The sequence below is a fragment of the Eubacterium ventriosum genome, assembly GCF_025150745.1.
GTDB lineage: Bacteria > Bacillota > Clostridia > Lachnospirales > Lachnospiraceae > Eubacterium_G > Eubacterium_G ventriosum.
On record NZ_CP102282.1, the window covers coordinates 2,171,978 to 2,197,460 of the forward strand.

Here is a 25,483-nt window from a genome sequence, read left to right on the forward strand (position 1 = left end):
GGTTGTTAAACGTGATGACGAAAAGTATAACAACTGCTTAAGTTGTGAACTACTCCCTAATATCTTGTGACTATGCTAACATATTGTATTCTACATTTCAACCCTTTATTTCTGATTTTTTACTGATTATCTTCTATTTCTGAATCCTTAGCATTTTCTTTACTCTCTAAGTATTCTGAAGTTTCATCAGGAATTTCATCTAAGTCACTTCCTACATCAATTTCCTTTGGTTGTTTTCTGTAGAGAATGTCATACATTACAGGAACTATGAACAATGTCATAAGTGTTGCATATAGAAGACCGAAGGCTACAACTATTGCCATACTCTTCTGCATTGCATTTCCCGCATCCTGTGAAAATACCATAACACTCATTGAAAGAATTGTTGTTAATGCTGTCATAAGAATTGGACGCATTCTTGTTTTTCCTGTTACAATAAGTGCTGTTCTCTTATCAAGTCCCTGAATACGAAGCTTATTAGTGTAGTCAACGAATACAATACCGTTGTTTACTACAGTTCCCATAAGGATCATAAATCCCATTAATGCCATGGCTGAAATAGTCTGGCCAAAGATTATTAATCCTATCATTCCTCCTGTAAATGCCAAAGGAATTGTAAAGAATATAATAAACGGTGACAATAAGCTTTGGAACTGTGCAACCATAATAAGGTAAACTAAAATAGCTCCTAAAAGTATAGCCTGTAGCATCTGCCAAATCATATCCATAACCTGATCTGATTCACCTCCGATTTCAATTGTGTAACCGTCAGGTACATTGTATTCATTTATTTTCTTTTCAAGTTCTCTGGACATTAATGTTGCATTATATCCATCCTCAACTTCTGCAGTTACTGATAAATACTGTGTGAGATTTTTTCTCTTGATTGTATTTACACTGTCTTCAATATTCATAGTTGCAAAATCAGATAACTCGTAATTCTTCTTTACTTCTTTTCCGGTATCATCATAAGTTGTTGCTGTAATCTTTGACTTCATAAGATTTTCGTAAGTAAGCTTATCTGTTTCATCAACTACTTTTACTGCCACATCATCATCGCCTACATTAAGTGTTATGGAATCTTTGTCAGTTGTTGTACGTGCTACAAGTTGCTGATATATCTGTGCAACTGTAAGTCCCTTGGCTGCTGCCTTGTTCTTGTCAATCTGAAGATGTATCTGCTTATCCTTCTCGTCAATACCGTTAGTAACTTCTTTTGCTCCCTTAATGCTCTTGACCATATCCATTACGTCTTCACTAATGGAAATTAATTTGTCCTGGTCTTTTCCATAAATATTTACTGCAAGACCACCTGATAGCATACTTGACATATCCCCCATTGCAGAAGAACTTACCTTAAATTCCTTGCACTTTATGTCTTTAGTATTAGTTTCAATCTCTTTTATAATCTTTCTAAACTGCTTAGTTGTTTTAATACTATCATCTGTTAAAACACTGAATGTGAAGTTTGTATAGTTATTAGATGAACTTCCCATGGACATTACTGCCGCCCCTGTGTTTCCATCCATTGCACCTACTTTTGATACTCCGTCTACTTTTTGGATTTTTTCCATAACCTGACTTGCAGTATCATAAGCTGTATCTTTATCAATTGTCTTGTCAAAAGTTAATGTTGCGGAAATCTGATTACTTTCCATATCATCCATTAATACAAGTCCTGTACTAAACACTTTTGCAACACAGATTGCCAACAATACAATTGAAATTCCAATGGGCACTATCTTGTGATTTAAGCAAAATTCCAATGCCACTTCATACTTCTCTTTAACCTTGTCAAAGAATCTATGGTTCTGTTTCTTAGTCTTTCTAAGTACTACTGAAGAAATTGTCGGTACAACTGTAAGTGCTACTATTAATGATGCAATAAGTGCATATGAAATAGTAAATGCAAAAGGTATCATTAACTGGCTAACTGTTCCTGATGTATAAACCATTGGAAGGAATACACAGATTGTTGTAAGCGTTGATGCAATAATTGCTCCTGCAACCTGTTTTGCTCCCTGAACTGCTGCTCTAGGTGCTGAAATTCCCCTGTTTCTAAGTCTATAAACGTTCTCTATAACAACAATGGAGTTATCTACCAACATACCTATGCCAAGACAAAGTCCTGCCAATGACATTACATTTAATGTTATATTTGTAAAATACATTATGATAATTGCAAAAAGTACACTAAAAGGAATACTGAAAGCAACTACCAATGTAGGCTTAACATCTTTTAAGAATAATGCAAGAACTATAATTGCAAGAATTGCACCCAAAAGAATACTTGATAAAATACTCTTAACTATAATGTCTATGTATTCACCCTGATCCATTAATGGAGTAATTGTAAGTCCATCATACTTTTTTTCTAACTCTTTAAATGAGCTTTTCAAATTAGTTGAAACAGTACTTGTGCTTGCTGTACTTGCCTTAAATGCTGATAACAATAAAGCGTCCTCACCATTTAACTTAGCATATGACTCGCCTTCATTATCAATTGTAACAATGTCTGCAACATCACTTAATTTGATTTTTCCAATGCCTTTTACCCTTGTAAGAACCATCTTTTTAAGCTGTTTTGCATTGGTATAATTTTCACCTACTTTTACAAGCCACTGATTGTCTTTCTTATCATCAATATAACCTGCAGGCATTGAGAAATTCTGTGCAGTAATTAACTGTGATAATGTATCAAGTGTTAAAAGTGAATCAATATTTGAATTTTCAATTGCTGCCTTTCTTGAATTTTCTAAATCCTGTTCTGATTTTTCAAGTTCTTCTTTTGCAGAATTAATCTTTGACTGTCCTGCTTCCATCTGGGCATCACCTGAGCCAAATCCTGCTGCAGCTTCAAGACTTCCTTCCTGAACACTAACATAATTCTTGTCAATGTCCTTCATCTTACTATTGATAGTCTCTACCATCTTTTCTGCTGCTAAAATTTTAGTTTTAAGATTGGCAAGTTCTGTATCAATCTGAGGTATTCTAACTTCAACAATGTTGTAAATCTGTTTTAAGTTATCCAATGTAATAAGTTCAGCTTTATCTTTCTGTCCCATATTTGTAAGCCATTTCTTAAAGCCTTCCAATTCATCAGGATTATCAATTGCATCCTTAACGCTTTTTGGAATTGTAACATTCATAGTCTTTGCTACACTTCCATACTGCTTGTTAAGATTGGCAAGTGTGTTGTTAATCTCTTTATAATTCTTTTCTATTTTGTTATCTTCATATATTTTCTTTTCGGCTTCTAAGGCACTCTGACTTGCTTTCATACTGTTAAGAGATGATTCATATGCAATCTTTGTTGCCTTTGCATCTGTTAACTTAGAATCGGCCTCAGCAAGCTGTTTGTTAGTGCTTGACTGCTTATCTTTTAAAGCTTTCTTCTGGTCAGCAAGTTCACTTTCTGCCTTATTTAATTTAGACTTGGCAGAACTAATCTTCTTGTCTGCATCTGCTAATTTGCTGTTAGTCTTTTCAAGAATCTTGTTATTAATCTTGTCTATTTTATTCTGATTAAGTCTTACTTCAACTGTATCCTCAACTCCACCAACTACTGAAACACTGGCAACTCCGTCCTGTCTTTCAATATATGGTTCTACAACCTCTTTTGAAAATGTAGTAAGGCCTTTAATGTTCTTTCCGTCGTAATTTATGCTGGCATACATTGTTGCCATCATATCCATACTTAATTCCATGGTGTTAGGTTTTCCACATCCGTCAGGAAAATCTACACTGTCAAGTGCATTTGATACTTTTACAAGAGCTGAATCCATATCTGTATCGTCTGCAAATTCAAGCATTACAATACCATAATTCTCTGATGATGTACTTGTTACATTCTTTACGCCACTAATTACGCCAAGAGCATTTTCCATTGGCTTAGTTACATCTGTTTCTACTTTTTCAGGTGACGCACCGGGTTCTGTTGTAACAACAATCAAATAGGGTACTTCCATATCCGGCAAAAGGTCTGTCTGCATTTTGCTTAAGCTGACTCCACCTATTATTAAAACTACGATTACAGCCACTAATACGAAAAATGGCTTTTTAACACAAAACTTACTCATTTATCTTATCCTCTTCTGTTTTTAACTTGCAACACACTACCGACTTAATTATTTTAGTGATTACATATTATGATAATTTATTCTAATTGTAAATATTTAATGAACAACCTAATTAATAATCTAATTTATAATCTAATTTATATTTCTTATTTTTTCCTGCAATATTCTTCCAACTGCATCTGAAAACTGATGAATGGTCTCAATTTTCACAAAATCTTTTCCAAAAATTTCTTTGGCTGCAATTGTCCCCCTCTCACTTCCCATAAAAATTCCTATAACCTGAATGTTATTACTTTTTAGATTATGAATTTCCTTTTCCGTGTCCTTTATTGCCAATTCATCTGTGTATTCATTGTTCTTGTAAAAAGCACCTTCCGTTGCACTTTGGTCATCCTGGGGGCTTGCATCCGTAAGAACTACAAGTATTCTTTTTTCCTTAGGTGAATGTTCCATTAAATGACCTGCTCCCTTTAAAGCCAAACCATCTCTGTTATTTCCTGCGGCAACATACTTAAATATTTCCTTGCCTGCTTTCTGTTCACTATAATCTTTGAAAATCCTTAGCACAGTATAGCCTCTAATACTACAATAAGAATATATCTGACAAGGTATATTGCATCTTTCAAGACTTTTTGCAAGAACATAAACCTGTGCGGCAATAAATTCCTGACTATTCTTTCTTGATGATGAACCGTCAATCATTATATCAACGGAAAAACCTGACTTATCCTCTTGCTCTTTTTTCTCAAAAACTCTTGGATTATCAACATACAATGCCTGCCAAATTTTGCCACCGTTAATCTTTCCGTGATTAGACATTGAAGGAAAAATCTCTCTTTCGCTGTCTAAAGTTATCCTTAACTGTTCTGAAAGTCTGTTAATGCTATTCTTATATACAGGTCTGTTTTTTTCAAAATATTCTTTGTTCTTTTCGTACTGATTCTTGCATTCTCTTCTAAATTCCAAAATTTCTTTTATTTCTTTTTTAGGCAATTCTCTGCTTTGTTCTTTTAAATTATATTTTTCGCCCTTTGTAAACAAGAGATGGCTTTCTTTGTGCTTTCCTGTACATAATTTTTTTTCAATTCTTTGATTTTCAAAATCATTATACATATTTTTACCAAAAGTTGACTGAACATATTCCAAGGCATATTTAGGATTTCCATTTAATGAAAACTGTAAAAGATAGTTTTTCCCTTTTTTCAGAACTCCTGTTTTTCCTTCGTTAAAGCCGGTTGGATCATCGTACTTCTTTGTTCTTACATATGTGGCACTTACTTTTCCAACTGACCGAAATGGTGACAACACTTTTTGAAGAAAATATACTCCTTCCTTATTTTTCTTTAGTGACGGTTTATAAGAGAATTTCTCAGACAATATCTTTTTAGTTTTACCTATTATCTGCTCTGTTGTCATATCGTTTGAAAAATCAAATTCACTTAACAACTCTTCCTCTTCAGCCGACAAATTGGATTCTTTTCCTAAAATCTGTCTGCAATAACCGTATCTTATTTTTTCAATTAGTGAATTATCAGTATATTTCTTAAATCGCCTAACAGTTTCCTTTGCATATTCAACACGCAAATCTGTTAATGCCATACGATAGTCTTTTTCTTTATTAAACAGTACCTTTTCAAGTCCAATCCAAAACAAACCCTCAAAAAGCTCCTTGTCCTTTCCACCAAGCATATTGAAAAATTCTTCTAATTGAGCGCCATCGTACCATTTATAGCTTAACCCAATTATGATATTTAAATATGTATCCGCCTTGCCATCAGGTGAAAAAGCCAAATATAACGGATTAAGTTCGTAATCTTCTGCCGATGCCCATATGAAGTTTTTTGCACGTTTTATTTCTCTTACATCTGCTTCCATTTTTGTTCAAATCTTCTCTCTAAGTAAACTTTCTTTAATAAACTTATTTTTTTAATAAATCTGCTTTTAAATAGATTTCAGTTAATTATTCTTTTAATAAATCTTTTTTATAATTTACTTTTTAAACAAATCCTCTGTTTTAATCTTCTTTGAAATTCTTGCCCCTATAGTGTCCTTTATAAGTGTCTGTTCGTACATATCAAAAGACTTATTAGTTATTCCCATATTAAGTGCTGTATGAACTTCAAGTCCTTTTTCCATTAATGCTATGGAATCAAGCAATCCTCTAATATCCAATGCCTTAGATGATATCTCTGAATTTTCACACTTCTTCTGTAAATCAAGAAAAACATTGGCAAATTCTTCTGCCGCCTGCTCACTTATCGTTTCAAATTTGTCCTGTATAAGTTTTATAAGATTATCTTTAGAAATCATTGGCATTTTTATAACTGCAAATCTTGAAACCAACGCTTCATTTAATTCTTTTGTTCCTGAATATCCATAGTTCATAGTTGCAATAAACCTTGTTGCCGGATGCAAATCTATTCTGTCATATCCTGGAACATCAATAGTTCTTCTAAAATCAAGAGTTGCATGTAGTACCGCCATTGCTTCACTTTTCGCCATATTTATTTCATCAAGAATGGCAAAACCGCCTGACTTAGCTGCACTGTAAACAGGTCCCGGTCTGAAAGTTACCTCTCCATTTCTAAAAGTATCCATACCTATTAAAGATGCTGCATCCATATTTACGTGAAAAGAAATATCCCACTTAGGTCTTCCAAAAGCTGCTGCCAGATTTTCCGCAAAAATATTTTTTCCTGTAGCCTTATGCCCCACAAGCAAAATATTCTCCCCGCAAAGTAATGCCGTAACCGCCTGATTCCAAATTTCATCTCCGTAATAAAGATTATCTGGCTTAGGGATTCTGTATAACAACTCCTGACTAACAGGATAATTCTCCCTGTATAAATTTATTTCTTTTTTTAGGTTTTCGTTAATGTTAAGTTTCTGTAAATAATTGTTCATTTTGTTCACTTCTTTCTTAGTGTAAATAAGCTTCATTTTTTTGCAATTTTAATTTGTTCACTACATTTCTTTGGTTTTATATTATATAACACCTTTTTCTCTTTTACTCAATATGTTGTGAGAAAAAATCTCACGTCAGTCGTTAAATATATTTTTTCACACCAAACTATCCCTTAAACACAGCGCTCCCCACCCTGCCTGTTTATTAGGCCACTGCTCATATCCCGGCAGATGCTTTGCACCACGTATCAGATACGCTTTTATTTTTTCTCCATAAAGATAGGGATCATTGCCTCTTACTATTCCCCATTCCATCATTAAAGCAGCACTGCCTGTTACAAAAGGTGTTGCCATTGATGTTCCGCTTAAAACTGTTGTTCCACCACCTGTAGCCGCCGACCTTATGTTTACCCCCGGTGCAACTATGTCAGGTTTTATCTGGTTGTTCTCTCTTGTAAAACCTCTTCCTGAGAAAGTTGCCACCTTGTCTGTACTTGTATCATAGGCTCCTACACTAATTGCCTTGTCAGTTGCCGATGGTATTGTCAAAGTAATTTCCGGATCAGGTTTTAAAAATCCCGTAAAAGTATTAATCGACTGATTTCCCGGCAACCACATATCATACCTTCCCACAACACTTACTTCAGGAATAATTCTTATAATCCATATTCCTGAATCTATGTATTGATTGACAGGTATTAAATCCATATAAATTTCCTGATACCTGGTATATGGTTTCGGTGAGCCGTACAATATGAAAACATTAGTATTTCCTAATGTGTAACTGCTAATTGAATTGCCCCTTCTATTTTCTACATTATCTGATATACTTCTTCCTATTTCATTACTTGTTTCATTACTTGTTTCATCACTTATTCCATTATTTAGCCTATTACTTTCTCTATTGTTCTCCCTTATCACCGATGTTCTCTCTCCTGTAGGTGCCTCAATCTGAATTGCAAATGTATCCACATAATCTTTCCACAACTGTATACTTATGGATTTCTGATATGCCGAAACCTGTAGTTCCACATCCTCATTAGAAAAAGCATAACCTGATGTATGTCCAATGCCGTCTCCCTCATTTCCCGTTCCAATCTGTACTGAAATTCGGTTTCCGTCTATAACCGAATTAATATATGAGGATACTAATGTTGTTCCATCATGAGAGCCATATGTGTTGCCAAAACTAATGTTAAGTGATAATGGCATTTTATATTCGTTTGCTGTTTTTACAATAAAATCTATTGCCTCCATTAGTCGCGTTGTTCTTGGAAAAGAATTTTCTGTTGCTGTTGCCATTTTTACAATTACCAATTTGCTTTTTGTTGCAATTCCAAGATTATTATTTTTATTGTCTGCAAAATTTCCAGCAGCAATTCCGGCAACATGAGTTCCATGTCCTGTTAAATCCCTTGAATTAACTTTCGTATAAGAGTTTTCAAGCATCAAAGCCTGATTAATATCCGATTCACTATAAACCGTATCCGTTACCTGATCCCACAATCTTAAAATTCTCGTACTTCCGTCCTGATTTCTAAAAACCGAATTGGTGTAATCGATTCCACTGTCAGCAATGCCAACAATAACGCCTTCTCCAAACAAACCCATTCCATTATTTAAAAAATTGTCCTGTTGCACCTGATTAATACAAGACTCTCTCTTTCCATTTAGTACGCTATATTCTAATCTCTTAGGTTTTTCAATAAAAATAATTTGCTCTAAATTGCTAATTGCATCAATTAAGTTTTTAGGTGTTGTTATAACTGCATATCCATTAGATAATTCTCTTACGTTAACATTAGGCAATCTCCTCAGTTCATCCAAATCCCCCTGATATCTTATAATTAACTCCCAAATATCATTTTCTATTCCCACAGATAATTCCTGAGACTTTTCCAAATCTTCTTCCGGCAGATTCAATGCAATATTTAATGTATTATCTATTTTTTCATTCATAAAAAAGACCTCAAACATATTTCTTTCCGAAATCTTTAACTAAACTTAATCTAACTCTAATTGCTTTTTGCAATACTTATTAAATTTAATTAAATAATCTCTATCACTGAAATATATTTAAGGTCTTTAAATATTATTCTTTGAAATTAAAGTGCTATATCATTAATCTTCTTTATTTCTTCATCTGAGAAATCTGTATTTTCCACAGCCTTAATGTTGTCAAGAATCTGTGATGTTTTTGAAGCACCTGCAAGTACAGTTGTAACAATACCGTCTTTAAGAATCCAACTTAAAGCCATTTCTGCCAGTGTCTGGTTTCTCTCTTTTGCGATTTCATTAAGTGCTCTTACCTTATTCATTCTCTCTTCTGTTAATGATGCTGCCTGAAGGAAACGTCCATCAGTATTTACTCGGCTGTCCTTTGGAATACCATTAAGATAGCGGTCTGTTAAAACTCCCTGATCCAATGGTGAAAAAGCTGCAATTCCCTTGCCAAGTTCTGCTGACTTATCCTTTAATCCATTATATTCAATTGTTCTGTTTAAAATTGAATAGCTATTCTGATTAATAATAAATGGTACTTTCAAATCATCTAAAATAGCTGATGCCTTAGCCATTGTTTCACCATCATAATTAGATAATCCTACATATAAAGCCTTTCCGCTTTTTACTGCCTGAGCCAATGCCCCCATTGTTTCTTCCAATGGTGTTTCAGGATCCATTCTGTGATGATAAAAAATATCAACGTAATCAAGTCCCATTCTTTCAAGACTCTGATCTAAACTTGCAAGAAGATACTTTCTGCTTCCACCGTCCCCATAAGGTCCGTCCCACATTCCATATCCTGCTTTTGTTGTGATGATTAGTTCATCACGATAGGCACTCATTTCTTCTTTCAAAATACGTCCTAAGTTCTTTTCTGCCGCACCTGATTCAGGACCATAATTGTTTGCCAAATCAAAATGTGTAATCCCATTATCAAAAGCTGTGAAGCATAAATTCTTCATATTCTCATAAGGTGCAGTACTTCCAAAATTGTGCCAAAATCCTAACGACACTGCCGGAAGTTTTAATCCGCTTGTTCCTACTCTGTTATACTTCATGTCCTTATAACGCGTTTGTGCTGCCTGATACATAAATTACATCCTCCTTATTTTAGGAAACCGTTAACAATTTGTTCTTCGGCTTCCGCTTCTGTCAGACCTAAAGTTTGTAACTTAATAAGCTGTTCCCCTGCAATTTTTCCTATAGCTGCCTCATGAATAAGTGAAGCATCTAAATCATTAGCTGTAATTTCCGGTATGGCACTAATCTTTGCATTATCCATAATAATGGCATCGCACTCTGAATGACCATTACATCTTGCATTACCGTTAATTACAGAATAAAAAATCTGTTTTGAATTATCCCTTGCCACAGAACGGGAAATAACATTGGCACTTGAACCGTCACCATCCATGTCAACTTCAAAACGTGTTGTTGCTGTCTGGTTTCCGTGAGTCATAATTCTCTCAGTAATTACAATCTTGGCATCCTTGTCAAGTTTTCCCTTTGTAACTCGGTTAGTGGAATCTATTCCCTTAATCTGAACAGTTTCCATTTCCATATATCCACCCTCTTCTATATTTACAATAGTTGTAGGGTTCATAACATTTTCACCATTCCCATCGCCTTTGCCATAATGCTTTTCAACATATTTTACTCTGGCATTCTTACCAATGTAAAATGTATGAATTCCATCGTGTCTAGAAAGCTTGTCCCCACTATTGTGAATTCCGCATCCTGCTACTATAAGTACATCTGCACCTTCACCAATATGGAAATCATTATATACACATTCCTCCAAACCTGTCTTGCTGATTACAACAGGGATGTGCACACTTTCATTTTTTGTTCCCGGCTTAACATAAATATCAATGCCGTCTTTGTCTTCTTTAGTTACAATATCTATATTTGCAGTTGTATTTCTGCTATCCTTTTTGCTATTTGCCCTGATATTATAAGCACCGGCAGGAATCTCATGTAATCCTGTAAGTTGCTCAAATAATTCCATCTGTATTTTATCCATAACAATTCTCCTTACACAATTCCATCTATGCTTTTAATTTCTTACATATGCCATCGCTATTAGTACCAAGTACCATTGGAAGAATCTCTTCCTTGTTACCGTGAGCCTTAATCAACCCATCTGCCAACAAAACAATGTCATCTGCTATGTTTAATATTCTTTCCTGATGTGAAATAATAAGAATAGAATTATTATTTTCAAGCTGCATCTTTTCAAACACTTTAATCAAACTATTAAAACTCCAAAGGTCAATTCCCGCTTCCGGTTCATCAAATACAGAAAGCTCTGTTCCCCTTGCAATAATAGTTGCTATTTCAATTCGTTTTAGTTCTCCACCTGAAAGACTTGCATCCACTTCTCTGTTAATGTAATCTCTTGCACAAAGTCCAACCTCTGACAAATATTCACAGGCTTCACTAATAGTAAGCTGCTTTCCTGCTGCAATTCTTAAAAGGTCTAACACTTTAATTCCCTTAAAACGTACAGGCTGCTGAAATGCAAAACTTATTCCAAGCTTTGCTCTGTCTGTAATTGACATTTCCGTAATGTCCTGCCCATTATATAATATCTGACCTGATGTTGGCTTTATAATACCCACAATTAATTTTGCAAGTGTGGACTTACCTGAACCGTTTGGTCCTGTTATTGCAACAAATTTTCCTTCATCTATTTTAAGATTTATGCCATTAATTATATTCTTTAGCTGTCCCTTTTCATCAGTCACGCTAAATCTAACATCTTTTAACTCAAGCATATTCTAAAACTCCTTTTCCATTTTTGCTTGTAACTTTAGCCTTAGCTCCCATTATAACAGAAAACTGAGGTCCTTTGTGTCCTATATCACTATCAAAAATAATAGGCACGTTTAAATCCCCAAGTACAGACATAACTGCATCCTTATATGGTTGCTCTATCCATGTATTATACATTAATGGGCGACCAAAAACAAACCCTGTTGCATTTTTAAAGTAACCTTTTTCCTTCATTTGCCATAAATGAGTTATAAGAACCACGTCTTCCATGTTAAAACTTTCAAGAACCCATACAATTCCGTCATCTTTATACTTTTCAATAAACTGTTCTGTTCCGTCATATTTTGTTCCAATTAAGAAAGCCAATACATCAAGACAGCCTCCAACAAGTCTTCCTGAAATTTCAATTTTTTCCTCACCTCTGCCATTAACCCAGTTGACTTTCTCATCATTACAATATCCTTCAAAACCTGTTACATATTCGTGTCTGTCTGATTCATAAAAATCAAAAGATTCCTGTTTCTTTACAGTTCCTTCCAGAACACCTAACGCATTTTCAACAGGTTTCTGCCATGGTTTCATTCCAAAATCACTTATATGACAACCATAAACTGCTGCCACGTCACATTTTGTAACAATTGGATAAATCAATGTTGTGTTATCTGAAAATCCCTGAAACCATTTAGGATTATTCTTAATACTTTCAAAATCCACATATTCAAGCATCTCCATTAAATAATCCCCACCTGCTACTGAAAATATACAGGAAACATCTTTATTTTTTACAAGTTCATTAAACTGCTCTCCTCTTTCTTTTCCTGTCGAGCTACAACCTCTCCAGTCAGACGTATATACATTGTCAGTAACCTTAACATTGTATCCTCTGTTTTCAAAATTCTTAATTGCATTCTTTATTCTTTTTTGTTTTAATTCATTTACAATACCGCTTGAAGTTGCAGTAACTCCAATGGTATCACCTTTTTTAATGTATTTAGGAAAAATCATATTGTACTCTCCATTATTTTATAGTTATCTGCTGACCAAGATGAACTGAATAAATAATCATTTCAGAAACCTTATTAACTCCCGGCTCACTGCCAAGTATCTGCTCAATTGCAAGTTTGTAGCATTCTAACTGAACATGATATCTTTCAACAAGTTCCTCCATTGTGTCAACTTTGTCTGTCTTGTAGTCTACAATAACATATTTATCATTTTCTACAAAGCATAAATCAATTATCCCCTGAATAATCATTGTTTCTTTTGATGTGGTATTGCTGTTAATTTCACAAGCCGGAACTCCCATTAAGAAATGCTGTTCCCTATATAGCTGATTATTAGCATATGCCTTCTTCATTCTTCTAAACAAATCAGACTTTGTAAAATCAATTATATCCTTTCGCATAACAGATGCTGCACCCATTCTGTCTATTAAACCTGCATCAACAAAACCGTCAATCATCTTCTTCACTGTTTCCTGATTATATTCTTCAAGTTCCATATCGAGAAGTTCAAAAATTCTATGGTACGCTGTACCTCTCATTGCACCTGTAAGATATTGTGGCTCATCAATATCTTCTTTTTCAAAATCAGGTATAATTTCCGGTAATTCCACTTCTTCTCCAAAAGCCTGAAATGCATCCTGTTCTTCTTCCTGCTCCATACCTTGGCTTTGCTTCTTAATTTCCGTAACGCTTGCCTTTGAATGAAGAGTAATATCTTCAATATATGGATACTGAAACTGAAACCTTTGGAAAAGTTTTTCAATTGATGTATTTTCTTTGTTTGCCAACTGCTTCATTTCCATAAGCATAGTTTCTTTTTTAATACTGTCTGTTATATCTTCTGCTGCAAGACCTAATATAACATCCGGCTGTTCTTCCACTTTCACTTTAATAAAACTATCCTTATCATATAAAGGATTACCACATTCAGTTGCATCTTTATCTGTTCTTACACAGTCAAAAGCCTTATTTCTGCCAATTGTTTTTCCAATTAGCTCCATTATGGTTTTTGCACCAATAACATCATTATAAAGCATTAATTCACTATTATCATATATCTGACTTTCAAATTCTCCAATCTGCTTTTCAGCATTCTTAACAAGCCCTGTAATATATAATTTCTCTTTTGCTCTTGTTAATGCAACATAAAGAATTCTCAATGTTTCTGCCACATCCTCTTCCTTATTAGACATTCTGATATATGTTTTTAAAAGAGGTGTCTGTTTAGTCTTTAATTTATTATTAATGCAGTCTATTCCTATGTTTCCATCTGCCCCTGACACAAGCTGATTTGCCTCATTCTTGCTTGTTCCATTAGTATTGCACAAGAATACTACAGGGAACTGTAATCCTTTACTTTTATGAATGGACATTATTCTTACTATATTGTCATTCTCATTAACTGTTGATGCCTCACCGTCATCTTTTGCAAGATACTGAATCTTCTCAATATATCTTAAGAAGTTAAACAGACCCTTGTAACTTGTTTCATCATATGCCACAGCTTTCTCTTTTAATGCCTGAATATTTAAAAGACGTTTCTTTCCACCGGGCATTGATCTTATATAAAAAGCATAACCTGTTTCATCTAACAATGTATTAATTAAATCATATACAGTTGTATACGGAACCATATTTCTAAATTTTGTAAGTGTATTCAGAAACTCTGTCAGTCTTGTTCTAAGTTCAACATCACTTCCTGATAAAGAATATTGTTCTACACAATCATAAAAACTTTCACAAACATTTTCTGTTTTTATAATTGCTAACTGATTTGAATCAAAACCAAACATTGGAGAAGTAAGTACTGCTGCCAAAGGTATGTCCTGTCTTGGATTATCTATAATTGACAACATATTTGTAATAGTCATAACTTCCATTGTTTTATAATATCCTGTCTTTGATTCTGCAAAAACAGGTATTCCATTATTCTCCAACTGCTCTCTGTAAATATCACTATTATCCTTCATACTTCTTAAAAGAATAACTATATCTCCATATCTTACAGGTCGCATGTCTTTACCTTTTTCAGTTATCTTTAACCCGGTTTCAGGATTAGTAATCTCTTTTATTTTTCTTGCAACATAAGCTGCCTCATCACTTTTATCTCCACCTTCAACCATTACAAATTCTGTTAAATTATCCTGTCCTGCAGGTGGCTCATCATAATCTGCTCCAAGTACAAGGCCATTGCCGTTTTTGTAATCAATGCCTCCCACTTCTTCATGCATTACAAAGTCAAATAAAAAGTTTACACTCTCAATTACTTCCCTACGGCTTCTAAAATTCTTGTCAAGAACAATCTTCACACTGTCTGCACTAGGATCATCTGAAAAACTATTATATTTTTCAAGGAAAAGTTTAGGTTCTGCATTACGGAATCTGTAAATGCTCTGCTTCACATCGCCTACCATAAACATATTATTTATGCCAAAACCTTTAGTTATGGCTGACAAAATAGCTTCCTGAATAATATTACTGTCCTGATATTCGTCAATCATTATTTCCTTAAACTGAGTTGCCATATTTTTTGCTGTTTCAGATGGTACAAGATTTCCATCCTTATCATATTCATTTAAAATATGTAAAGCAAAAAACGCCTGGTCGTTAAAATCCATTATGCCCTTTTCTTCTTTCTGCTCCTTAAGTCGCTTCATAAATTCAAGGGTTAATTTTCCAATATATTCAACACTTGATTTTGTTTCACATATGCTTTCAAAAACCTGATTCAACGTTAAATTAAACTGTTTAGTTGTTAAATCTTTTATTGCCTTTGTGGCATCGTTTTTTATTGCCTTAACCTGCTCCTTCTTTCTCTCATTACAATCCTTCTTACCGGACACTCTTGTTGATGGAATATTCTGAAGTTCACTTTGCATTGCGCTATAAGTTCTGCTTTCAGTTATCTCCTGTAACTTGTCAATAATAGGCGTAAGAGCTTTGGCGCACTTTGGTCCATCCTCGCTTTCAGATATTGTAAGAGCTATGTTAAGCTGGCTTAATATTCCCTCTAACCTGTTTTTCTGCAATTCCAAATATCCCTGCATCCACTTGGACTGCTCCATTTCTTCTTTAGATGAAACATCATATACACTTATGGCTTCTTTAATCCATTTCTCAGGCTCAATCTGACCTGAGGCAAACTTATACATTCTAAGAATCAGTTCACCTATACTGTCGCTGGTCTTTCCTGTTGAATATTTTTCGGCCAATTCCATAAACTCATCATCAGCCGCCAAATAATACTCTTCCAACATTTCTTCCACAATATCAGATTGAAGCATTTCTATTTCGTTCTCGTCGGCAATTCTAAAATTAGGATCTAAGTCTATCTTATCAAAATTATCCTTTACAACTCTTGCACAAAAACTGTCAATTGTAGAAATATTGGCATTATGAATTAAGGATAACTGCTTCTGAACATTTAAGTCATTGGGATTATCCTCTTCCATCTTCTCCAATGCTTCGCGAATCCTCTCCTTCATTTCAGAAGCGGCTGCCCTTGTAAATGTAACAACCAAAAGCTGATTCACATCAGTAGGATTTTCTTCATCTGTTATCATTTTTATTATTCGTTCTACTAAAACTGCTGTTTTGCCTGAACCTGCTGCTGCTGAAACAAGTATGTTTCTATCTCTTGTATCAATAACTTTTTGCTGTTTATCTGTCCACTTCATTACACTTCTCCTCAATATCACTTAGTGATACTTTTTCAACCTGACGGTATCTGCTTCCAAGTTTTCTGTCAAAATTACATATTCCACCAAAAGGACAATAATCACATGCACCTTCTACCGGATTAATGCTAATGTCCCCTTTTATAATCTTATCCTGCATTTCTCCTGCCATATTTGAAACATGATTAATAAATTTAGAATAAGTTTTTGTTTCAATGGCTGTACTTCTTGCATCAACACCGCTTTTTGTAATATTAACCGGCAATATTGCTGAAGAACCTGTTTTTGTAATAGTGTTATGGTCCATTGCATTTACAATTTCAATCTCTTTTGCCACAAGACCTGACATTCTATATGCCTTAAAACGCTCCCCTTCTATAGCCATCTTTTTCAATTCTTCATCACTTAACTCACTGTCCGGATTATTTTTTCTAAAATCACTCACAGCTTTCTCACAGTCAATTTCCGAAACATATGGATCATAAACATGAAAATACAAACCTGCTGCCGGATAAACATTCTTATCCGGATTATTTTTCTTAATGTAATCCACAGTGTCCTTTAAATAAACCATTAACTGCATCTGCAATCCCAAGAAAGTTTCCGTAACATTAAAAACTTTGTTTCCTGATTTATAGTCAATTACCTTAACATATATATTGTTTCCATCTTCAAAAGTGTCCACTCTGTCTACTCTTCCGTGGGCAATTCGCAGCTCGTATTCTCTTGGCAGGAAATTTCCTGATCTGATATGTTTAACCAATGCATTTACAGTTTCTGTTGATGTATCTTTAACCTGCTTCTTTATAAATGCAGACCTTGCAATATCATTTAAAGCATCATTTTCATATTGCTCCATTACTTTTTCAATGCTGTCATTTATAATATTTTCACTTTTTTTGTCATCCAAGTCTGCCCATTTAATATTATTCGTATTAATGGTATCAAAAAATTCCTTAATTGCTGAATGATATAAATTACCTATGTCAAATGCGGCAAGTTCAAATTTCTTTCGCTCTCCTAATTTCAAGCCATTATTTAAAAACTGAGAATATGCACAGGCTGCAAAACGTTCCAATCTTGTAATTCCAATATTTTCTTTATTTCCGTACAACTGTCTTGCAACATTTTCATCCAGAATTGGATTCTTTGCTGAATAAAAAGCTCCGTCAAACATTAAGTTTATGACCTTGCTATATTCCTTATTCTTCATAACTGTTGCCATCAACTCTTTAAAGATTCCACTGTCACCTTCCTTCGAATATTCATATATATTCTGAGAAAGGTAATCCAAAGCTTTACTTCTTGTAGTAACCTGGTTTAAAGTTATTTCACTTTCATCCTCATCTATAATCTTAAGATTTTCAAAAAGATTCATTAAAGTACTTATTATATAAGACTTTCTTCTTGTTGCCCCGTCTGAACCCGACTTGCTGAAAGTAATGCACATCTTCTCCGTAGGCTTGGCAAATATTGTGTACAAATAAAATTTCTGTTTAAAAACATTGTCCGTTGCCGTAGGAGCCAGAATATAATTATTCTTTTCTAAAAACTCTCTATCTGTATCCGTAATTATTCCCCCTGCCTGACCTGCTTTTGGAATAATTCCGTCATTAACTCCCATAAAGAAAATAATTCTCTTAGTATCTTTCAATCTTGTTCTTTCAATATCACCTACCATAACTGTATCAAGTCCCGGAGGTATAATTCCCACTTTCACACTTTCAAAACCTGCTTGAAGAATCTGCTTATATTCCTTAATTGTTAAAACTTCATCTCCCATTAATTCAACTATTCTGTCTAAAAGAGTTATGATTGTCACATAAACCTGCTCATACTCTTTGGCTCTGCTAATCTCACCCTGATTCTGAAATTCAATTCTATAATCGTCAATCTGTCTTTGCATATTATTAGCCTGTACAAACTGATATACCGCCTTAGTATACTCTCTTACAGTAGCCTTTTTCTTTTTTAATTCTTCTCTTAAAGGTCTGATAATCTCAACTAGCTTCTCCCTTGCCTGATTAACCATATCAAGTTCTTCAGCAGTCATTCCTTTGTAAGCCTTCTCCCAAAGTCTGCCATAACTTTTAAAACCACGTCTTCCTGACTGCAAAACATAATTCTCCATTATGTCTACAGCCTCCCTGTCAATTGGAAGAAAACCTAATCTGATAAGATGAAATACTGTTTCATAAGAAAAATCCTTTTCAACAATCTCAATTGCCGCCTTTATTCCGTCAACAAAAGGATTTGAAGCAATATTATGCTTGTGGTCAATAAATGCAGGTATATTATTCTTGGAAAACTCTTCCTCAATATATCTGTAATAACCGTCCATATCACCTGTAATTACAGCAATATCATTATATCTATATCCTTTGTCCACAATAAGCTCCGAAATTCTGCCTGCAACATAAGCTGCCTCTTCTCTTGGATTGGACATACTGTGAACTTCCAACGCTTTACAGTTCTCTCTATATTTAGATGAATTATTTCTAAACAGATTCTTTTCCAAAAAAGTTAACTCTTTATTATCTCTAATTCTATATGGAGCCTGTCCTTCTCCAACAATTACAGTTTCCTGTTGCTCAATATTGTTTCTGTTGATTATATCTTTAAGCTTCCATAAAGTATCCTTGCTTAGATTAAATAATTCATATTTGCTAATTGCATTATTTCCTTTGCTATACGCATTTCTCAATGACTGAAATTCATCTTCCGGCAATGTAATTGCAATCTTTACCCCTGCGCAATGTTTAATCAAAAGTTCAAGAACCTGATACTGAATAGGTGTAAATCCTGTAAATCCATCTATGTAAAAATAAGTATTTTTTATAAAATCAGAACTAGAAATATATTTGCAAAAAATAGTTAAAACGTCCTCTGTTGTTATAACCTTCTCTTTAATATACTCATTAAAAGCATCACTTATAATTTCCACATCATTAAGCTTATGTCTGAGCAGTGGCTTAGAATCGCATTCTGCCTTCATATTATTTAAAACGTCATCAGTAATCCCGTACTGCTTAAATTCCGATACAATAGTCTTCATCTTCTCAGCAAATCCGGGCATTGATGTCTTAGACTTATAGATTGTAAGTTTATCCTTACACTGTTCCATAACCTTTCTCATAATAAGAGTCTTGCCTAAGTCATCCATAACTTTGTATTCATTAAACCCCTGCTCCTCAAAAACCGTATAGGCAAGTCTTGTCATGCTTGTAACTTCAATATTAAAACTTCCCCTATTAGGATGCATTGTAAGAATCTGCTTCTGTGTTTCCATAGAAAACTGCTCCGGTACAATTGCAATAAAATTCTTATTTCTATATTTCAAAGACTTCTCTATTAACTTTTCATATAAATAATGGGACTTTCCGGCTCCCGCTCTGCCAACAATAAATTGTACTGCCATTTATTCCTCTTTTCTTAAATCTTATTTACTATTATCCTACTAACTCTTTACCAATGCTACTAGTATATCAACTTTACTAATATAATATCAATATGCATAGGACAAAAATGTCCCATATATTTTTCTTTCATATTTTTTAATCTTTAATAATAAATTAGAATATAAGAAATAAAATTTTTGAAGGAGTTTGTATGGCAAAAAGTCCAAAATTTATGGTATTTCATCTAAGGGAGCTTATTTATACCTTAGTCTTCATACTCCTTGGTATAATCCTGATTATATCACTTGTAATAATGTTTTATAATAGAGGAAACAAGCAGGAAAAAGAGGAAAATACCGGAGTATACGAACCTGGAGTTTACACATCATGTGTCACACTTAACGGCAATCCCATGGATGTAAAAGTAACACTTGATGATAATCACATTAACTCCATAACGGTTGACAATGTTAGCAACACAATCACAACAATGTATCCTTTAGTAGAACCTGCTTTCAACGATATAGCAAATCAAATAGTTACAAACCAATCACTTGAAAACATTAAGTTTGATGACAATAGCAAATATACATATACAATATTATATAATGCTATACTAGATACAATTGAGAAAGGGAAAGTTGGGGAATAGCAAAAATTTTTATAATCAATATTGGTTATTCTTATTTTTGCTTCGTATGAATTAATGTTTTTGCGTGATTATTCACCCTAAAACAGTATGATGAATTGTTCATTTGGATTTACGTGTCATATGAATTGTTTTTTGTATGACACGTAATTTATTTTGGGAATTACGGTCTATATGAAATTTTTGTCGTATGACACGTAATTTTTCTTTTTTATTTTACAATTTACGTGTCATATTGAACTTTTCTTCATTTCACACGTAATTCATTTCTTCAATTACGGTCTATATGAAATTTTTGCTATATGACACGTAATTCAGCTTTTTCATTTTCTATTTTACGTGTCATATTGAACTTTTCTTCATTTCACACGTAATTCATTTCTTCAATTACGGTCTATATGAAATTTTTGCTATATGACACGTAATCACTTCAGGATATGATACTGAATTGTCTCAGGATATGCTAATTCCTTTTCTATGTGGCAACTCCTTCCAACTGATGTATGACAAAATCATAACAATTATCTCCACCATAATTCTTCAACTACTCTATGTTTTCCAACTGGTTCATCCATTCTCTTACACAGCCATCGCTTGGCATTCGCAAGTCTCCTCTTGGTGAAACTGCTACTGTTCCTACTTTTGGTCCGTCAGGAAGGCAGCTTCGTTTAAACTGCTGTGAGAAGAATCTTCTGTAGAATGTTTTTAACCACTTTAATATTGTTTCTTTGTGGTATATTCCTTTAAATGCCATTTTTGCAAGAAAATATATTTTTGTTGGTGTGTATCCAAATCTCAAAATATAGTAAAGGAAGAAATCGTGTAGCTCATAAGGGCCAACTAAATCTTCTGTTTTCTGAGCAATCTTGCCGTCTTTAGGTGGCAATAATTCAGGGCTTACAGGTGTATCCAAAACATCATTTAAAACATCTGAAAGTTCCTTGTCTTCACATGTATCTGAAAAATATTTTACAAGGTGTCTTACAAGTGTTTTTGGAACGCCTGCATTAACACCGTACATTGACATATGATCGCCATTATATGTTGCCCATCCAAGTGCAAGTTCTGACATATCTCCTGTACCAATTACCATTCCATTGTGTTCATTTGCAAAATCCATTAGCAAATATGTTCTCTGCCTTGCCTGTGCGTTTTCGTATGTTACATCGTGAATGTTAATATCATGTTCAATCTGGTTCATATGAAGAACTGTTGCTTCACTAATGTTTACTTCCTTAAAAGTACATCCCAACTTTTCAATCATTGAAACTGCGTTAGTATATGTTCTGTCAGTTGTTCCAAAACCGGGCATTGTAACTGCAATAATTCCCTTTCTGTCAAGATTTAACTTATCAAAAGCTCTTGCTGTAACCAACAATGCCAATGTTGAATCAAGGCCTCCTGAAATTCCCACAACTGCGTTTTTGCAATTAGTATGCTCCAATCTTTTCTTAAGTCCCATTGTCTGAATTGAAAGAATTTCCTCGCATCTTTTCTCTCTTTCATTAGTATTTGATGGGACGAAAGGTGCATTATCTATCACTCTTTCCACTTCAAAATCTATTGGCTCCAATTCCACTTCAACTTCCTCATAAGACAATTCTTCATCAGGAATAAAAGTAGTCATTTTTGCTCTCTCCGCTGCTAATCTGTCAAGGTCAATATCTGCGTAAATAGTCTGATTTTCAAATCTCTTAGACTGTGACAAAATATTACCGTTTTCAGCTATAATATTGTGCCCCGCAAAAACCAAGTCCGTTGTAGATTCACCCTCTCCTGCATCTGCATAAATATATGCGCTAAGAGTTCTTGCTGACTGACCGCTTACCAAACCGGTTCTGTAAATATCTTTTCCTGTTGTTTCGTCACTTGCTGAAAGGTTTGCAATAACTGTGGCTCCTGCAAGAGCATGGCTTGTACTTGGTGGATTAGGAACCCACAAATCCTCGCAAATTTCGATTGCAAAACTAAAGTTTTCAAAATTAACACAATTAAACAAAATCTCTGTTCCAAAAGGTACTTCTTCTTCGCCAATCATTACATATCCGTCTTTATTTTTGCCACTTGTAAAATGACGTGCCTCATAAAATTCAGAATAATTAGGTATATAAGTCTTTGGCACAAGACCTAAAATCTCTCCATCATAAATAACTGCTGCCACGTTATAAAGCTTACTTCTATAAATCATTGGCAATCCAACAATTGCCACAATCTCCTTATCTTCGCAATGCTCTGAAATAAACTGCAAATGAGTTTTTGCCATATCAAGCATTGATTTCTGCCAAAATAAATCACTACAAGTGTACCCTGTAATGCACAACTCAGGAAAAACCACAAGCTGAGCTCCATTATCATACACTTCATCTATAATCTTGCAAATCTGTGCTCCGTTATAACCACAGTCACCTACTTTTATTTTTGGTGTTGCCGCAGCAACCTTTACGAATCCATTGTTCATTTTATCTTTAATCCTTTCCGATTTGATATATACTGTTATGCCCTATTTTGTACACATTAGCATATTTCTATCTTATATGTATCTTTACTTTTCAACTTATATTCTAGATTTATTCTATATTAAAATATTACATCTTCTTATTGTATCAACTTTGTTAAATCATTTCCACCTTCATAGTTAATTTTTTTCATAAAATAAAAGATAGTGTAATTATCGGTTTTCAACCATCCGAAAGTTACACTATCTTTTTCTGTATTTTTATTCCTAATATATTTTTCAATAATAAAATATATCAACTACAAAATATTCCGGCAACAGAGTACTCTTAATTATGATTCAAGCTTCAACTTACCACAAAAGTATTATATCCAAGCAACCTTAGTTTCAATTCCATTGCCACCGCATTATCCAGTGTTCTGAAGTCTCCAACTCTTACTTTAAATAGATTGTCTTCCATTACAACTCTTGACGGGAATCCCTGTCTTCTAAGCTGCAGGTTAAGGCTTTCAGCCAATTGTCTGTTTCTAAAAGCCCCCACCTGAACCGAATAGCTCTGACTATTGTTAGGTTTACAGTCATTTGCATGAATGCCTCTGTCATATAAAGTATCAATTATTGCATCGGCAATAGCCTGAGCAATTTCGTTTTGTTTATTATCGAAGATTTCATTATCCACAGCCGAATTAATAAAACCTGCCTCAATCAAAACAGCGGGCATTTTTGTTCTTTTTAAAACTACAAGATTAGGTCTTTCCACTACTCCTTTGTCAGCAAAACCAAGTGCCACAAGGTTCTCGTTAATATTTCTGGCAAGTTCAGCCTTTAATCCCTGGTCATTGTACACCAGTGTTTGCACTCCGTTGTACATGTCTGCGTTAGGTGCAGAATTTCTATGGAATGAAACAAATAAATCTCCCCCCATATTGTTGGCAATTGTTGCTTTTTCAAAAGGTGTATTATAAATATCTGTAGTTCTTGTATATGCAACATCAAAGCCTGCGTTTTCCAAAAGTTTTCCCACAGACATAGCAAGACCCAGGGCTTCATCCTTCTCCTGTCTTCCATTAAAAGTCGCTCCTGGGTCTGATCCGCCGTGTCCCGGATCTAAAATTATTTTATAAGCCATAACAACCTACGATTATCATTATCATAATATGATATGCTAAAAGTCTAAAAATAGTACCAATTACGGCTGTTTTCGTTTGAAACTATATAATCTACTTCTTTGTTGTAGTTGTCTTATTGTTGTTCTTTGTCTGATTCTGATTATTTGTTGTATCAGTTGTATTTTCATCATTGCCATCCCCAACAATATCATCTACACCCTCTTCTATATCGTCACCAATATCTCCTATAACACCATCATTTTTGTTGTCAACTTTTCCTGAATTTCCACCCTGTGTAGTATTTTCAGAAGATGACTCCTGATTTGTTGCTGTAGTTGTTTCGTTGTCTGTTGTGGTATTATTTCCACAAGCCACAAAACAAACTGACATTAATGCCATAGTAAATACAAGTAAGTAATTTCTTAAAGTGTTCATACTATAAATCCTCCAACTTAATTTAAAATTTTGTTCGGTATAGGATTATTTTTTGCACTTTCAAAAAAAATATACATTTTTAAAATTTTTCCTCAAAAAAGAAAATGCACAGAGAATACAAAAAGCATTTTCTGTGCATAAAAAAGTTTCAAATTTAAAATAATTTCCATATAAAATTCTAAAAAAACTTTCTATATTAATCTTATCCGATTACATCTGCCATATTGTACATTCCGGCTTCTTTTCCTGCAATATATTTTGCAGCATCAATAGCCCCCTTAGCAAAAATTGCCTTCGAGTATGCTGTATGTGAAATCTGGATTACTTCATCTGTTCCTGCAAAGATAACATCATGTTCACCAACAATTGTACCACCACGAACTGCTGAAATACCGATTTCATTATGTTTTCTCTTCTGTCTTACTGTACTTCTGTCATAAGTATAATCATATTCATTATCTAATACCTGATTCATACAATCTGCAAGAGCTAAAGCTGTTCCACTTGGAGCATCAAGCTTCTGATTATGATGTTTTTCAACTATTTCAATATCAAAACCTCTGTTAGCAAGAATATCTGCTGCTGTTCTAAGAAGCTTCATTAAAGTGTTAATTCCAAGTGACATATTGGCTGACTTAAGAATTGCTACCTTTTTGCTTGCCTGATTAACTTTTTCAAGCTGTTCTGCACTAAGTCCCGTTGTACAAAGAACAACAGGTGTACCTGTTTCTACAGCATATTCAAGTAATCCGTCAACTGCCTGTGCTACTGCAAAATCTATAATAACATCAGCCTTAACTGTGCATTCCTTAATTGATGGAAATACAGGATACTCATTCTGAACGCCTGTGTAAGCATCAATACCTGCTACTATCTGAACATTCTCATCTTTTTCAATAAATTCTGTTACAACTCTTCCCATATGGCCATTGCAACCATGCATTATTACATTTACCATTTTAACCTCCGTAAGTCTTTATTACACAGCGTGTCC

The 25,483-nt window shown here is 34.1% G+C and carries 15 protein-coding genes; 1 reads left to right on the forward strand and 14 read right to left on the reverse strand.

The features are described 5' to 3' along the window. Positions 1-119: 119 nt before the first annotated feature. The 10 genes from NQ558_RS09780 to NQ558_RS09830 all read right to left on the reverse strand — a co-directional run bounded on the left by NQ558_RS09780 (position 120) and on the right by NQ558_RS09830 (position 19,861). The gene (locus tag NQ558_RS09780) at positions 120-4,079 is read right to left on the reverse strand and encodes an efflux RND transporter permease subunit (RefSeq protein WP_005360849.1); all 3,960 of its coding nucleotides are present in this window, start codon (positions 4,077-4,079) and stop codon (positions 120-122) included. 132 nt (positions 4,080-4,211) lie between these two features. After that, positions 4,212-5,954: a vWA domain-containing protein gene (locus NQ558_RS09785; RefSeq protein WP_259907494.1), complete on the reverse strand. Its 1,743-nt coding sequence runs from the start codon at positions 5,952-5,954 to the stop codon at positions 4,212-4,214. A gap of 114 nt (positions 5,955-6,068) precedes the next feature. Next, positions 6,069-7,019 (reverse strand): AAA family ATPase, encoded by a 951-nt coding sequence (locus NQ558_RS09790; protein ID WP_005360845.1) that lies wholly within the window; start codon positions 7,017-7,019, stop codon positions 6,069-6,071. 120 nt (positions 7,020-7,139) lie between these two features. Beyond that, a complete protein-coding gene (locus NQ558_RS13160; RefSeq protein ID WP_040446402.1) occupies positions 7,140-8,942 on the reverse strand; it encodes a S8 family peptidase in 1,803 nt (600 codons plus the stop codon). 146 nt (positions 8,943-9,088) lie between these two features. Then, positions 9,089-10,078, reverse strand: a complete 990-nt coding sequence (locus NQ558_RS09805; RefSeq protein WP_005360843.1) for an aldo/keto reductase — start codon at positions 10,076-10,078, stop codon at positions 9,089-9,091. Positions 10,079-10,092: 14 nt separating this feature from the next. Continuing rightward, on the reverse strand, positions 10,093-11,010 hold the full coding sequence (locus NQ558_RS09810) for a SufB/SufD family protein (protein ID WP_005360842.1): 918 nt from the start codon (positions 11,008-11,010) through the stop codon (positions 10,093-10,095). Between the two features lie 25 nt (positions 11,011-11,035). Further along, positions 11,036-11,764 (reverse strand): ABC transporter ATP-binding protein, encoded by a 729-nt coding sequence (locus tag NQ558_RS09815; RefSeq protein WP_005360833.1) that lies wholly within the window; start codon positions 11,762-11,764, stop codon positions 11,036-11,038. Next, positions 11,757-12,767, reverse strand: coding sequence for a S66 family peptidase (locus NQ558_RS09820; RefSeq protein WP_005360831.1), 1,011 nt, complete (start codon positions 12,765-12,767; stop codon positions 11,757-11,759). The genes NQ558_RS09815 and NQ558_RS09820 overlap by 8 nt, the downstream gene beginning before the upstream one ends. A 13-nt stretch (positions 12,768-12,780) precedes the next feature. Further along, positions 12,781-16,443: a helicase-exonuclease AddAB subunit AddA gene (addA, locus tag NQ558_RS09825; protein WP_005360829.1), complete on the reverse strand. Its 3,663-nt coding sequence runs from the start codon at positions 16,441-16,443 to the stop codon at positions 12,781-12,783. Next, entirely contained in the window at positions 16,427-19,861 is a 3,435-nt protein-coding gene (locus NQ558_RS09830) for a PD-(D/E)XK nuclease family protein (RefSeq protein WP_005360827.1), read from the reverse strand. The genes addA and NQ558_RS09830 overlap by 17 nt, the downstream gene beginning before the upstream one ends. A gap of 191 nt (positions 19,862-20,052) precedes the next feature. Between NQ558_RS09830 and NQ558_RS09835 the strand changes: the two genes are divergently transcribed. Next, complete coding sequence (locus NQ558_RS09835; RefSeq protein WP_005360825.1) at positions 20,053-20,493, forward strand: hypothetical protein; 441 nt, start codon at positions 20,053-20,055, stop codon at positions 20,491-20,493. 541 nt (positions 20,494-21,034) lie between these two features. Here NQ558_RS09835 and NQ558_RS09840 read toward each other — a convergent pair. The 4 genes from NQ558_RS09840 to dapB form a co-directional block, all read right to left on the reverse strand. After that, positions 21,035-22,948 carry an NAD(+) synthase gene (locus NQ558_RS09840; RefSeq protein ID WP_005360823.1) on the reverse strand — a complete coding sequence of 638 codons (1,914 nt, stop codon included), beginning with the start codon at positions 22,946-22,948 and terminating at the stop codon, positions 21,035-21,037. Between the two features lie 343 nt (positions 22,949-23,291). After that, a complete protein-coding gene (locus NQ558_RS09845) occupies positions 23,292-24,074 on the reverse strand; it encodes an N-acetylmuramoyl-L-alanine amidase (RefSeq protein ID WP_005360822.1) in 783 nt (260 codons plus the stop codon). A 91-nt stretch (positions 24,075-24,165) separates the two neighbouring features. Beyond that, positions 24,166-24,489: a hypothetical protein gene (locus tag NQ558_RS09850; RefSeq protein ID WP_040446399.1), complete on the reverse strand. Its 324-nt coding sequence runs from the start codon at positions 24,487-24,489 to the stop codon at positions 24,166-24,168. A gap of 202 nt (positions 24,490-24,691) precedes the next feature. Then, the gene (gene dapB, locus NQ558_RS09855; RefSeq protein WP_005360819.1) at positions 24,692-25,447 is read right to left on the reverse strand and encodes a 4-hydroxy-tetrahydrodipicolinate reductase; all 756 of its coding nucleotides are present in this window, start codon (positions 25,445-25,447) and stop codon (positions 24,692-24,694) included. Positions 25,448-25,483: the final 36 nt, after the last annotated feature.